Raw genomic sequence first — 14,011 nt, 5'->3', positions numbered from 1 at the left:
CTTATGACAAGGTAGTATTAGGCAAAAGCGTCAGTAAAACGTTATATAAAGTGTTATATAAAGTGAAGAAGAATATTTTATGATTCAGAACAATCCGCAAAATTCAATACATAGTCTCACTATGAGAAACGATGCACAAACGTCGCGATTGCTGCGTGTAAAGCATGCGGTTTTGGCTGCTTTGGTCGCTTGTGTAGTTGTTGCTATGTCGTGTTGCGTAGCTTCTTACTCCACAGAACGCCGTTCAGACTTTTCTTCTGCTTCGTATTCCACTGTATCTTCTCAAAAACCAATACTTCAATCAAATCATAGCGCTATCGCAACTTCCGTACGCTCTTACGGCACAGCTCGCTATATTATTGCCGCTATTCGTAATGCGCGCTCGCGTTTGTACGACGATCGCAGTATGTACTTTGAGGGCATGCCTTTGCAAGATTACGTGAGTCGCTACGGATTGTCGAAGGCGGCTTACGTTAATAATATTCAGTACGATTCTGAAAATGAGGATGATGCGTATCGTCGCGCGCAAGAAACTGCGCAACACGGGCAGTTTGGTCATTTTGGACCAGACGGCGTGAGCGCACCTAATTACGCTGGTCGCAAGGCTTGGGGTGAGGATCTCGCTTGGGGAACGGATCTTGCTGGTTCCGTGCAGATGTGGATTCCGGACGAAGAAGCATCCTTGCGTGCCGCCGGTGGAATGTTTACTGAAGATAATGGTCATTTGTACCAGATTTTGAACCCTAGAAATCTTTCTTTCGGCTACGGTGAGGCTTCTGGCGGCCCTTACGGTATAGTTTCAGCACTTACGTTGTCTTTATATAACGGCGATACTGATTTTTCAGACGGGAAAGTGAGTGGTGATTCCACGGCTCCGCAGCATACTTTCTCTCAAGACGAGGAAACGCAGGAGAAAGGTAATCGTAGTAAGAATCGCGACTCTCATGCGAAAGATGCTGCTAAAAAGTCGGATGGCAAAAAGTCTGATAATAAGAAGTCAGATAGCAAGCAGAAAAAGCAGGGCAAAGAAGATAGTAAAAAAGAGAGTAAGGCTGATCGTAACGCGCACGATCGTATTGCGGTTGGTAAGCATCGCGCGTTGCATGTGAGTGGCAAAGTTGTTGATGCTGCAAAGCAGAGCCAGAACAACGGTTCAGCTGCAACTTTAGTGTGGACGGTTTTGGTTGTGATTGTGCTGTGTGCGGCAATAGGCTACGGCGCGTGGTTCTACTTGCGTAAACGAACGGCAGTTGCGTCTTCCGCAGATTCCGAATCTTCTGCAGATTCCGAATCTTCTGCAGATTCTGAATTTTCTGAAACTTCCGTATCTTCCGAATCTGCTGAGTCTTCCGCAACCAAGTAAATTTAGCAAAGTAAATTTAGCAAAGTAAATTCAGTTAAAAATAAAACGTGACGTCGCCAAAAGTTCGCTGTCACACAATAAAAAATAAGCCTGCAAACGTTTCAATAAAACGCGCGCAGGCTTTATTTATCTTTATTTGTACGTAGTTATCGCGACTTGTACGTGAACTTATACGTGATTATCGCGACTTATACGTGATTATCGCGACTTACCAAATGTGTACGCGCTCGCTTGGAGCAAGCCACATTTCGTCGCCTTCCTTAACGTCGAAGGCATCGTAGAACAAGTCTACGTTGCGTGCAATGCCGTTAGTGCGGCATTCTGCAGGGGAGTGCGGGTCGATTTGAAGGTACTGTTCCGCAATCTCGTTACGAGACTTGGAACGCCAAACCAACGCGTAGCTTAAGAAGAATCGCTGCAAAGCAGTGAAACCGTCTACTTCAGGAGCGTTCAGCAAAGTTTCGCGAATCGCATCGTCACTTCCGTCAATCTCTCGACCTTCGCTCTTTTGCAAAGCAAAAGCGTAGGCTTTAAGCGCAATAGTTACGCCGCTTAAATCACCAATATTCTCGCCGATTGTTAAAGCGCCATTTACGTGAGGCATTGCATCGCGCTCTTCTTTGCTCTTTAAGTGAGAGTATTTAACAATCAGCTGCGTTGGCGTAAACGCATTGTATTGCTCAATAAGCTTTTTAGTGCGCTCAGTAAAGTTGGTCTTGTCTTCTTCTGTCCACCAATTGTTAAGCACGCCGTCGCCGTCGTATTCGCAACCTTGGTCGTCAAAACCGTGGCCGATTTCGTGGCCGATTACTGCACCGATAGCACCGTAATTTGCTGCGTCTGGAGCGCTCGGGCTAAAGAATGGTGGTTGCAAAATCGCAGCTGGGAACACGATTACGTTAAGCAACGGATCGTAGTAAGCGTTTACGGTTTGCGGAGTCATCTGCCACTCTTCGCGGTCCACAGGTTCTCCAACTTTTGCAGTATACCTACCAAACACAAATCGAGAAACTTCGCGCATATTATCAATTAAGCCAGCGTCTTCCCTAATATTTAGCGCAGAGTAGTCAATCCAATGGTTTGTGTAACCAATATTTGGCTCAAACTTGCTAAGCTTTTCCAAAGCCTTCGCCTTAGTCTCCTCGCCAAGCCAGCTGCTGTGAGAAATCGACTCGCGGTAGGCGTTAATAAGATTGCCAACTAAGCCTTCCATATACTTTTTAGACGACTCAGGGAAGTGCAAGCGCACGTACTCGCGGCCAACTTCTTCGCCGCAAGCATCGTCAACTACTCCGATTGCACGCTTCCAGCGGTCGCGCGGCTTGGTGGCGCCGGAAAGAACTTTGCCGTAGAAGTCGAATCGGGCTTGTGCAAAATCTTCACTCAACATGCTTGCCCAGCACAAAATCACGTGTACGCGTGCCCAAAGCTTTAGATCTTCTAAGTCGGCTTCTTGCCAAATCTTATTCAATCCTTCTATAAAGCTTGGCTCGTGAACTATCACTTTGCTAAAAGCTTTGCGAACATTGATTGGCTGATTCTTTGCTTCTTCGCAATTGTCGTAAGATTTTTGAGCAGCGTCCAAGAATGCGTCAAGATTCAGCGCTTCAAACGTTTTTGCCAAATCAGCATAATTGTAAGGATTATAAGTTTTTTGAGAATCGCGAGTTGCTACGTTATCCCAGTGGTTGCTTGCGATTTGTGTTTCCACCTTCAAAAAGCGCTCGGCAAGTTCCTGGCTAGCGGCGGCATCACCGTATCCAGCTAAGCGCAACAAAGCAGCCACCATTTTTACGTATTCTTCGCGAATCGGAGCGTAACTATCCTCGCGATAGTACGCTTCGTCTGGCAAGCCCAATCCACCCTGCTCAATATGCATAACATTTGTTTTAGGGTCTTTAGGGTCTCCGTAAACGCCAAAAGCGAACATTGCATTTGGGCCGCCGTACGGGGTAAGGGTACCAATAGTGCGAACCAAATCTTCTTTGCTGGCCGCCGCATCAACAGCGTCTAAATCGTCTTTAATTGGCGTAATCCCAGCTTTTTCAATAGCTGCAGTATCCAAATATTTACGGTACAAAGTTTGCGACTTTTTGGCTGGGCAATCTTTGCTTTCTAAAATATCTCGAATTTGCGTCTCTGCATCTTCTGAAAGCTTGTAGAAAGCACCAAACATTGGCTTATCTTCTGGAAGAGTGTAAGTGTCAATCCAAGGACCGTTTACATAACGGAACAAGTCGTCTTGTGGACGAGTAACTGACGAGAAGGAAGCTGGGTCAAAATTTACAGCAGAAATTTCCTTCTGCGATTCCTTATTGCTATTAATTTCATTGTTATTATGCATGTGCCTAGATTACAAGTATTAAGCGACATCATTAGCTAGTATTTTCGCCATATTTTGCGCCATTTTCGTGCCTGCGCGTTAGTCTTAAATCATGATTGAACTGAAAACTCCAGCTGAAATTGAAGCGATGAAACCTGCAGGTCGCTTCGTCGGTAGTATTCTTAAAGACTTACAAGCAATGACCAAAGTTGGCACGAATCTTCTTGAGATTGATGACTTCGTTCGCCAGCGTATTGTGAGCCGTAAAGGTGCGTCTTCTTGCTATGTCGATTACGCTCCTGATTTTGGAACTGGTCCTTTTGCGCACTACATTTGCACTTCTGTAAACGATGCTGTTCTTCACGGTGTTCCTTTTGATTACAATCTTAAGGACGGCGATTTGCTGACTCTTGATTTGGCGATTAACGTTGACGGTTGGGTTGGAGATTCTGCTGTTAGCTTTGTGGTTGGAAAGCATGCGGATCCTGAGGATTTGCGTTTGATTAAGTGCACTGAGGAAGCGCTGGAAGCTGGCATTAACATGGCTCAGCCAGGCAACCGTCTTGGCGATATTTCTGCAGCTATTGGTTGCGTTGCTCACGAGTATGGTTACAGCGTAAACCTTGAGTTTGGCGGCCACGGCGTAGGACACATTATGCATGGTGATCCGCACGTTCCTAACGATGGCAGTGCTCACCACGGTTACAAGCTTCGCCCGGGCTTGGTGATTGCTATTGAACCGTGGTTCTTAAAGACTACTGACGAAATTTATCAGGATCCAAAAGATGGTTGGACGCTTCGTTCTTCGGATGGTTCTCGCGGCGCTCACAGCGAGCATACGATTGCAATTACGGAGAATGGTCCTGAGATTTTGACTGTACGTTAAACTTGTAAAGAGTAAAAAGTAAATAGCAAAAAGTAAAAAAGTTTATTTGCTAAGAGTTTTGCGAATAGTGATTGCGTAAGACGAGTTATTGAGTATGTAAAGAGGTACGTTAAGTAAATGGCGGAATTTGATTTTTCCCAAGCGTTAAATGATGTTGAAGCAAAGTATTCTTCGATTTCTAAAGCTTTAGACGTTGATTCGTTGAAGGCTACGATTGCTGATTTAGAAAAGCAGGCTGCGGAGCCTGGACTTTGGGACGATTCTGAGCATGCTCAGCAAGTTACGAGTAAGCTTTCTGCAGCTCAGTCTCAGCTGAAGCGTTTGCAAGCTGTCGAGCAGCGAATTGAGGATACTAAAACTTTAATTGAGCTTGGTGAAGAAGAAGGCGATGCCGATTCCATGAGCGAGGCCCAAGAGGAGCTTGGAAATATTGCTCACGAACTTGACGATATGGAAGTGCAGACTCTTCTCGATGGCGAATACGATGCTCGTTCTGCAGTTGTTACGATTCGCTCGGGCGCAGGCGGTGTTGACGCTGCTGATTTTGCGCAAATGCTTCTTCGTATGTACTTGCGTTGGGCGGAGCGTAACGGCTACAAAACTAAGATGATGGACACGTCTTATGCGGAAGAAGCTGGTATTAAATCCGCAACTTTCCAAGTGGATGCCCCTTACGCGTATGGTCGCCTTTCTGTGGAAGGTGGCACGCACAGAATGGTTCGTATTTCGCCATTTGACAATCAAGGCCGTCGTCAAACTGGATTTAGTGCTGTGGAAGTAATCCCTTTGGTTGAAGCTACGGATCATATCGATATTCCGGATTCTGACATTCGCGTGGATACTTTCCAAGCTTCAGGCCCTGGCGGACAAGGCGTAAATACTACTTATTCTGCTGTTCGTATTACGCATTTGCCAACCGGTTTGGTTGTTTCTATGCAAGATGAGCGAAGCCAAATCCAGAATCGTGCTGCCGCAATGGCTGTTTTGCAGTCGCGTTTGCTTGTGATTAAGCATCAAGAGGAAGCTGCGAAAAAGAAGGAGCTTGCTGGAGATATTAAGGCAAGTTGGGGAGATCAGATGCGTTCTTACGTACTTCACCCGTATCAAATGGTGAAGGATTTGCGCACTGGTTACGAAACTTCGCAAACTCAAGCTGTTTTTGACGGCGATATTGACGGTTTTATTGAAGCTGGTATTCGCTGGCGTCACGAGCAGCGAGTTGCAGCTCAAAAAGAAGCTGAAGCGGAAAAAGAATCTTAAACTAAAGTTAATTTAGAACTAAAAACCAACAATTACACATAATCTCAATTACACATAATCTTCGGAAGGATTGAAAATGTCGCTGATTTCATTAGATCATGTGTCAAAAATATACCCTCGAGGTACGCGTCCGGCATTAGACGATGTGTCCTTGCATGTTGATCGTGGAGATTTTGTGTTTTTGGTTGGTGCTTCCGGTTCTGGAAAAACTACATTGCTTAGTTTGCTGCTTCGCGAAGAAGAAGCTAATAGTGGCGAAATTCACGTAGCTGGCAACGATTTGCGACGACTTTCTAACCGCCAGGTGCCGCAGTATCGTCGCTCGCTTGGCTTTATTTTCCAGGATTATAAGTTACTTAATAACAAAACCGTGTACCAAAATGTTGCTTTTGCTTTGGAAGTGATTGGTACGAGTAGGGCGACTATTCGTTCGCTTGTGCCGCGCGTTTTGGAAACAGTTGGTTTAACGGGTAAGGAAAACAATTATCCTCACGAACTTTCTGGTGGTGAGGCTCAGCGTGTGGCTATTGCTCGCGCGTACGTAAACCATCCGCAAATTCTTCTTGCCGACGAGCCTACTGGTAACTTGGATCCTACGACTTCTCTCGGCATTATGGAAGTGCTGGATGCTATTAATCGTACGGGTACCACGATTGTGATGGCTACGCATAATGAGGAAATCGTGAATTCAATGCGTAAGCGCGTGGTCGAACTTCATACAGGAAAGATTGTGCGCGACGAACGTGAAGGATCCTACGATTCTGCACTGTACTTCCCTGATTCTGACGTTGAGCAGAAGTCAAAAGCGCAGCAGGCTGTTGAGCATGACCAAAATCGTAGTAGCGTAAGCATATCTGCAGATGATCAGCCTGATCATGTTGAACGTCATAGGCGACTCTCTAAGAAAGCTCGTCGCGCTGCTCAGGCTCGTGAAGCTGTTGAAATGGTGACGCAATCCTTGCGCAATAATTCAGCTGAAAATGAGGGGATTGCGCGCCTTGCGCAGTCGGTTCATTCTGGTCGAACTGGTCGCTATGGTGAGGTGTTCCAGTCTATAGAAACGACCATGACGTGGGGTCGCGGCTTGATTGTGAAAGATGACAGTGAGGATCTTGAGGAAGATTCCAAACTTGCGCATGAGGAAGAAAGTAGCGAAAAGTCGTCTGAAAATAGTGCTGACGCTGCTGAAAATAGTGCTAACGCTGCTGAAGGTCTCGCTGAACACACTTCTCCTAACGTAGATAATGAGACGGCTCAAGCGCAAGCGGAAGAAGTTAAGGAATCTGAGGAAGCTGAAGAAGTTAAGGAATCTGAGGAAGCTGTAAAATCTGAAGAATTTGAAGAATCTGTAGAATCTGAGGAAGCTGAGGAATCCGAAAAATTCGAAGAATCTGAAGAATCTGAATCAGTGTCTAAAGTGACGCACGAAACCGAGACGCACGAAACCGAAACGCAAGCGCATCAGCCTCAGAATCACGAAGAAGCGTCGGCAAACGCACTTCCTCCTATGCCTCCGGCCCCTCCTAAGCCGCCAACCACCGGCCATACTCATGCTGACGACAACACGCACCGAGCTGAAGGAGTGAAATAATGCGTTTACGATTCATTTTTTCCGAAACTTGCATTAGCTTACGCCGCAACGTTTCGATGATTCTTTCAGTCATGCTCGTAACCTTTATTTCATTCCTGTTTATTGGCGCCTCGGTGCTCATGCAAGCGCAGATTACTAAAGCAAAAGGCGACTGGTACGACAAGGTGGAGGTTGTTGCGTGGCTGTGTCCAGATGGTACGAGTCAGTCACCTTCGTGCGCTGCCGGAAAAGCTCCTACCAATGCTGAGATCGTGAAGCTTGAGCATATTATTCACCAAGAGTTAGGCGACGACGTTTCCAACATAACGTATGTAAGTCGCAACGAATTCTACAAAAATACTTTCTTAAAACAGTATCCTAACGGAATGTACCAAGGCCGCACGTTGACAGCGGCAGATATGCAGGATTCGCTTCGTTTAAAGCTTACGAATCCTATGAAATATCAAGTCGTTTCAGAGGTGCTTTCTGGGCGTGACGGCGTTGAAGAAGTTGTAGATCAGCGTCAGATTTTCGATCCCGTTTTTAACGTGCTCAATCGTGCTACTGCGGTGACGATTGTGCTTGCTGCGGTTATGGTTGTAGTTGCTATTATGCTTACTGGTACTACGATTCGTATGTCTGCGGCAAGCCGTCGTCAAGAAACTGAAATTATGCGTTTGGTTGGTGCTTCCAACTGGACAATTCGTATGCCGTTTATACTTGAGGGTGCGTTCGCTTCGTGTGCTGGTTCTTTGCTTGCAGGCGGCGCGTTGAGCTTAGTTGTTAAGGTTTTCGTAACAGATTGGCTTGCGCAAAACGTGCGTTGGATGCCGTTTGTGACGCAATCTACCGTTTGGTTGTGCGTTCCTATGCTGGTAGCGGGTGCTGTTGTATTGTCGGTAATTGCTTCTGCTGTTGCGTTGAGACGCTACTTGAAGGCTTAAATACGGCTTAAAAACGGCTTAAAAACGGATAATACAATGGCTTAACTCGCGTGGCTGCTTATTTAACGCTATAATTCGCAGTAGTGATGTTGAAAGGGAAGTGATATGAGCGAGGCTCGACGTGGCGTAGTCGCAATTCGGCGCACTCATACAATAATGAGTTTACTAGTTGCTGGCATGATGATGCTTGCTAGTGTGGTAGGCCCGTTGATGGTTGCACCTACTGCGCATGCGGTAAATATGAACGATTATAACCGTAAAGTTCAGCATAATGAGAATTTGAAACGTCAGCTTGCGGGCGTGAATAAGCAGTTAGCGAATAAGATTCTTGAGCTGAATGATTTAAACGAGCGCCAAATTCCTAATCAAATTCGTGCAGCGCAACAGGCTGACGAACAAGCGGCTCAGGCTCTTAGCCTTGCTGAATCCACTCAGCTGCGTTTGGAATCAGCTCAAAAAGATAAGCGTGACTTGGAAGAGAAAATTAAAAAAACTGGTGTAGATTTTGATGATGCTAAAGCTGCGGTTGCGCAACTTGCTCGTAACAGCTTCCACGGTTCCCAAGCTTCCGACATTATGAATATTGTTACGAAATCTACTACTACTGAACAGTTTGTTGGCAAGTTACAATCAGAGGCGGCTGTTGCACGTAGTGAAGCTAACGCTGCCAATGATGCTGCAGTAAAGTTGAACACTTCTATGAACCGTCGCCAACGTTTGGCTGCTATTGAAACGGAAATTGCCAAGCTCAAGCAGCAAGCGGATGTGCAGGCTCAAAGTGCGCAGGTTGCTGCTAAGGCTGCTAACGATCGCAAGAAAGCGTTGCAGAGTTTACGTGATCAGGGTGAGAATATTCGCAAGCAATTGGAGAGTCAGAAGGGGAGTTTAACTTCTCAGTCTGCTCGAGAAGCCGCGGAAATTATTGCTATGAAGTCTGCGATTGATGCTCAGGCTCGCGCTCTTGCTAATAAAGCTGTTGCGCGCGCCAATCCTAATGCTGGCAACCGTCAGCAGGTGAGGGGCGGCGGATTTGGCGGCAACGTGTCGCTTCCTCCTATGCCGCTTTCTAACGGTGCTGCTAACGGCATGTCTTATACGGTTCCTGGTAATTGCCCTGAGCGTTCCAACTTCTGCTACGGTCACAATACTGGCAATTCTGTTGGCGGTACTGCATATCCTGCTCGTCAGTGCACATTGTGGGCTTATTTGCGTCGTACGCAGCTCGGTCTTCCTGTCGGCTCCTTTATGGGTAATGGTGCGGACTGGGCTAATTCAGGCCGTCGTATGGGATATTTGGTAAATCGCACGCCGCATGTTGGCGCGGTGATGGTGTTTGCTCGAGGTCAGAGTGCTGGCACGTGGAATGCTGATTGGCAGTACGGGCATGTGGCGGTTGTTGAGCGTGTGAATGCGGATGGTTCCGTGCTGATTTCTGAAGGTGGCGTTGGCTTCCCAACGTTCCCAGCTTACGAAACCATTCATAATCCTGGCGCCTACGAATATGTGCACTACTAGAAATTAGCACTACTAATTGCGTCGCTATTTTGTTGCGTTTCGCACATTGAGATTTGTGTATGGGGGTGTTATGGTCCACAAGCCTGCTCAAGATGGTACGGTTACGGTTGCTCAAAATCGTAAGGCGCATCACGATTATGCTATTGAAGATTGTTACGAGGCCGGTCTTGCTTTAACGGGAACGGAAGTAAAGTCGTTGCGCGAAGGGCGAGCTTCCTTAGCTGAATCCTTTGTCAATATTGATCGTCGCGGCGAGATGTGGCTTGAAGGCGCAAATATTCCCGAGTATTTGAACGGCACGTGGAACAATCATGCTCCAAAGCGCAAACGCAAGCTGCTTCTTCACGCTGCGCAAATCGCTAAGCTTTCTAGGCAAACTGAGGCCAAAGGTTACACTGTTGTTCCTTTGCGGCTGTATTTTAAGGGAAGTTACGTGAAGGTTGAGATTGCTCTTGCTCGCGGTAAGAAGGAGTTTGATAAGCGTCAAGCGTTGCGCGAGGAGCAGGATAAGCGCGAGGCATTGCGCGCTATGCGTTACAGAAACTTGCATTCTAGAAGTATTGACTGAAAAGTGACAAAAACTTTACAGTCGTGTATAGGAAATGTCGAAATCTCGCTTAAAAGCGACAGAAACTTTACGTGCGTGTATAGGAAATGTCGGAATCTCACCAAAAAGTGACAAAAACTTTACGTGCGCGTAAAGGAACAAGCGCTCAGTCAGGTCGTCGCGCTGCGTTAGGGTCTCTTAATCCCGTTCTTCGGACCCTCGCGCAGTCGTCAGCGCAAACCTCGGAGAAAAAACTCCCGCAAATGTTCCATAAAAGCACCAAAACTCTCGCGCGAATAAAGCGACACGCCGTATAATATTCAGTATTGCGAATAATATGCGTTAGGTTTTCGCAAAAAGCCAAGTATTTCACTAATAAACAGCATACTTATCTCTGTATATACATATTTTGCATAAATAGTTGCGAAAATAGTAGGGTTGTCGTGTATAGTTATACACATCAATGCAAATTATAAATTTTAAATACTTTTAGGAGAAGAAAAATGTTCAAGTCTACTAAGTCTACTAAGTACATTAAGTCTATTGCAGCTATTGCGTCTTTGGTATTAATCGGTAGCGTCGCTGCCTGCGGACCTGCTGATTCCAAAGCATCTGATCCAGATATTGCACGTAGCTACGACGTAAGCAAAGTTCAGAAGGACGATGCAGTAGCGGCATTAGTTCCAGAAGCAGTTAAGAAGACTGGTGAGCTGACCGTCGGCGTCAACGTGAGCTACGCTCCTGCAGAGTTCTTTGCAGCAGACGGCAAGACTCCAGTTGGTTACGAAATCGACTTTTCTAAAGCCTTGGCAAAAGTAATGGGATTGAACGCAAAAATTATGCACGCTCAGTTCGATTCTATTATTCCTGCAATCGGCAGCAAATATAACGTTGGTATTTCCGGCTTTACTGTTAATGCTGAACGTATGAAGTCAGTAGATTTTATTGCTTACGCAAACGCGGGCTTGTCTTTCGAAGTGCGCAAAGGCAATCCTACTAAGGTAGATACAAAGAATCTTTGCGGCAAAAAAGTAACTTTGGAAACTGGCACCGTCGGCGAACCAATTATGGAAGAAGCTAAGAAACAGTGCGCTGCAAATAACGATAAGCCGCTAGAAATCATGAGCTTCAAGGAACAGACTGACGCAACCACCGCACTTCTTTCCGGTCGCGCTGACGTTATGTATGCCGATACTCCGGTTGCTGGTTACGCTGCTGTTAAGAATCCTGGTAAGCTCGAAATCCTCAAAAACAGCAAGGATTCCGAACCAATGGGTGCAGCGGTTAAGAAGGGCGACACTGCAATGCTGAAGGCTGTAAAAGCTGGCATTGATAAGCTGATGAAGTCCGGCGTTTATAAGGAGATTTTGAAGAAGTGGGGCGTGGAAGACGTAGCAATTGAAAAGACGGTAGTAAATCCGCAGGTCTGATTGCGCGTTTGATGCGCGTTTGATTCGCGTTTGATTCGCGTTTGATTCGCGTCTCTCCATAAATTTTGATTTCGATTCTGAGTCACGACTTTTCTCGTGGCTCAGATTGTTTCGTTTTACTATACTTGTATCAAAATAAACGTATTTACAGGGAGCATAAGTTGGACTCTTTTAAGAAATCTTCCACAACTCAGTCCGGAAAAACCCAGTCCGGAAAGTCCCAAGCTGAACATATTTTGCCGGTAGCAAAGCCGGGGCCAATCGTAGCTGGCATAATCGTCGCAATCCTAGCCTGCTCGCTACTGTACAGCATCATTACGAATCCGCGATTTGAATGGCAAGTAGTAGGCGTGTATCTTATAAGCGACAACGTACTTACCGGTATTGGCTGGACGTTACTCCTTACGCTACTCGCTATGGTGATTGCTATCGTACTCGCCATAGGCTTAGCGATGATGCGAAAGTCAGTAAACCCGGTTCTTCGCGGTGTGAGCTGGTTCTTTATTTGGTTCTTCCGTGGCACGCCTGTGTACACGCAGCTCGTGTTTTGGGGTATGTTTGCGGTGCTTGTGCCGCGATTGAGCATTGGTATTCCGTTTACATCCATAGAGTTTTGGTCTATTGATTCTAATGTAATTATGACTTCGCTGACGGCGGCTGTTGTGGGCTTGTCGCTGAACGAAGCAGCGTACTTGTCGGAAATTGTGCGAGCTGGTTTGGAAGCTGTTGACGTTGGGCAGGTTGAGGCGGCTCAGGCGCTTGGCATGGGTAGGGCTTTGACGATGAGACGTGTGATTCTTCCGCAGGCAATGCGCATTATTGTGCCGCCGCTTGGAAACGAAACTATTGGCATGTTGAAAACTACTTCTTTGGTTCTTGCAGTACCGTTTACGCTGGAGCTTCAGTTTGCTACGAATGCTATAGCTAATCGTATTTATAAGCCTATTCCGTTGCTTCTTGTGGCGAGTATTTGGTATTTGGTTATTACTTCTATTCTGATGGTTTTGCAATCTATGTTGGAGAAGCATTTTGGCAAGGGCTTTGAAGCGCGAGATATTGTGAAACATGCTCAGTTAGACACTGATAAAGGTCAGCGCGGCGACCAGTCTTTGCATGCTCAACAAAAGAATGTTAAAGGACGTAACGACGCTACTATGCTCGGCTTTAATGCTTAATAAGTACTTAATAAAGCGAAATAAAGTAGCGAAATAAAGTAGCGAAATAAGAATTAGATTGGATTTTGAAAGATGACAAATACAGCAGCAAACGTTTCGGAAGCAAACGTTCCGGCAGCAAACGTTTCGGCAGTCGTAATTAAGGACGTGCACAAATCATTTGGTAACTTGCAAGTATTAAACGGCATTACTATGGAAGTAAACCCGGGTAGCGTAACGGTAATGTTAGGGCCTTCCGGATCTGGAAAATCCACGCTTTTGCGCTTAATTAACCAACTTGAAACGTTGACTGCGGGAAGTATAAGCATTTATGGCGAGCGTATTGGTGTAAAGCAAGTGACGCGTAAAGGAAAGCAGTGTTTACAAGCGCTTAACGATAAAGAGATTGCTCAACAGCGTGCGAAACTCGGTATGGTTTTTCAGCGTTTTAATCTTTTCCCTCACATGACGGCTTTGGAAAACGTTATGGAAGCGCCTGTGCACGTGTTGCGTATGAACGCTCAAGAAGCGCACGACTTAGCTGTTGAAGAGCTTAAACGCGTTGGTATGGCTGAGCGCATGAATCATTACCCGGCGGAGCTTTCCGGCGGTCAGCAGCAGCGTGTGGCTATTGCGCGCGCGCTTGCTATGAAGCCGGAGATTATGCTGTTTGATGAGCCTACTTCTGCGCTCGACCCGGAGCTTGTTGGCGAAGTGCTTAACGTTATGCGCGATCTTGCAAAAGATGGCATGACGATGATTGTAGTAACGCACGAAATTGGTTTTGCGCGCGAAGTCGCGGATCAAGTTGTGTTCATGGATGGTGGCGTCATAGTTGAGCAGGGCACGGCTGATATTATTACGAATCCACAAACTGAGCGTTTCCAAGATTTTCTGCAGCACGTTTTATAGAACTTGCGCAGCGCTATACGTTAAACGTAACTTAAGTAGCGCTATACGTAACTTAATCAACTTAACCAGCGTTAGGCGTAACTTGCGCAAATTTAGACGTAACTTGC

General features: G+C 46.2%; 11 protein-coding genes. 10 read left to right on the top strand and 1 reads right to left on the bottom strand.

Annotated features, from left to right (window positions below; all coding sequences use genetic code 11):
- Positions 1-79: 79 nt before the first annotated feature.
- A complete protein-coding gene (locus tag HXT56_RS03870) occupies positions 80-1,363 on the top strand; it encodes a CAP domain-containing protein (RefSeq protein ID WP_421777773.1) in 1,284 nt (427 codons plus the stop codon).
- 208 nt (positions 1,364-1,571) lie between these two features.
- Here the strand turns inward: HXT56_RS03870 and HXT56_RS03865 are convergent, their stop codons facing one another.
- A complete protein-coding gene (locus tag HXT56_RS03865) occupies positions 1,572-3,707 on the bottom strand; it encodes a M13 family metallopeptidase (RefSeq protein WP_421777772.1) in 2,136 nt (711 codons plus the stop codon).
- Between the two features lie 91 nt (positions 3,708-3,798).
- On the opposite strand from HXT56_RS03865, the gene map reads away from it, so the two are divergent.
- The 9 genes from map to HXT56_RS03820 all read left to right on the top strand — a co-directional run bounded on the left by map (position 3,799) and on the right by HXT56_RS03820 (position 13,904).
- Positions 3,799-4,572, top strand: a complete 774-nt coding sequence (gene map, locus HXT56_RS03860) for a type I methionyl aminopeptidase (RefSeq protein WP_250309592.1) — start codon at positions 3,799-3,801, stop codon at positions 4,570-4,572.
- Between the two features lie 117 nt (positions 4,573-4,689).
- Complete coding sequence (prfB, locus tag HXT56_RS03855; protein WP_116711928.1) at positions 4,690-5,832, top strand: peptide chain release factor 2; 1,143 nt, start codon at positions 4,690-4,692, stop codon at positions 5,830-5,832.
- 76 nt (positions 5,833-5,908) lie between these two features.
- A complete protein-coding gene (gene ftsE / locus HXT56_RS03850) occupies positions 5,909-7,423 on the top strand; it encodes a cell division ATP-binding protein FtsE (RefSeq protein WP_421777771.1) in 1,515 nt (504 codons plus the stop codon).
- Positions 7,423-8,346 (top strand): permease-like cell division protein FtsX, encoded by a 924-nt coding sequence (gene ftsX, locus HXT56_RS03845; RefSeq protein ID WP_116711926.1) that lies wholly within the window; start codon positions 7,423-7,425, stop codon positions 8,344-8,346. Before ftsE ends, ftsX begins: the two co-directional genes overlap by 1 nt.
- 105 nt (positions 8,347-8,451) lie before the next feature.
- Positions 8,452-9,861, top strand: coding sequence for a CHAP domain-containing protein (locus HXT56_RS03840; protein ID WP_421777770.1), 1,410 nt, complete (start codon positions 8,452-8,454; stop codon positions 9,859-9,861).
- A gap of 70 nt (positions 9,862-9,931) precedes the next feature.
- Positions 9,932-10,429, top strand: a complete 498-nt coding sequence (gene smpB / locus HXT56_RS03835) for an SsrA-binding protein SmpB (RefSeq protein WP_421777769.1) — start codon at positions 9,932-9,934, stop codon at positions 10,427-10,429.
- A 482-nt stretch (positions 10,430-10,911) separates the two neighbouring features.
- Complete coding sequence (locus tag HXT56_RS03830) at positions 10,912-11,838, top strand: ABC transporter substrate-binding protein (RefSeq protein ID WP_421777768.1); 927 nt, start codon at positions 10,912-10,914, stop codon at positions 11,836-11,838.
- 233 nt (positions 11,839-12,071) lie between these two features.
- Positions 12,072-13,013 carry an amino acid ABC transporter permease gene (locus HXT56_RS03825; RefSeq protein WP_421778484.1) on the top strand — a complete coding sequence of 314 codons (942 nt, stop codon included), beginning with the start codon at positions 12,072-12,074 and terminating at the stop codon, positions 13,011-13,013.
- Between the two features lie 72 nt (positions 13,014-13,085).
- Entirely contained in the window at positions 13,086-13,904 is an 819-nt protein-coding gene (locus HXT56_RS03820) for an amino acid ABC transporter ATP-binding protein (RefSeq protein ID WP_421777767.1), read from the top strand.
- The last annotated feature ends 107 nt before the right edge of the window (positions 13,905-14,011 follow it).

Source organism: Gardnerella nova (assembly GCF_049244055.1).
Classification (GTDB): domain Bacteria; phylum Actinomycetota; class Actinomycetes; order Actinomycetales; family Bifidobacteriaceae; genus Bifidobacterium; species Bifidobacterium vaginale_H.
The sequence above is the reverse complement of the archived record's forward strand: the minus strand, read 5'-3'. Positions and strand labels throughout refer to the sequence as shown.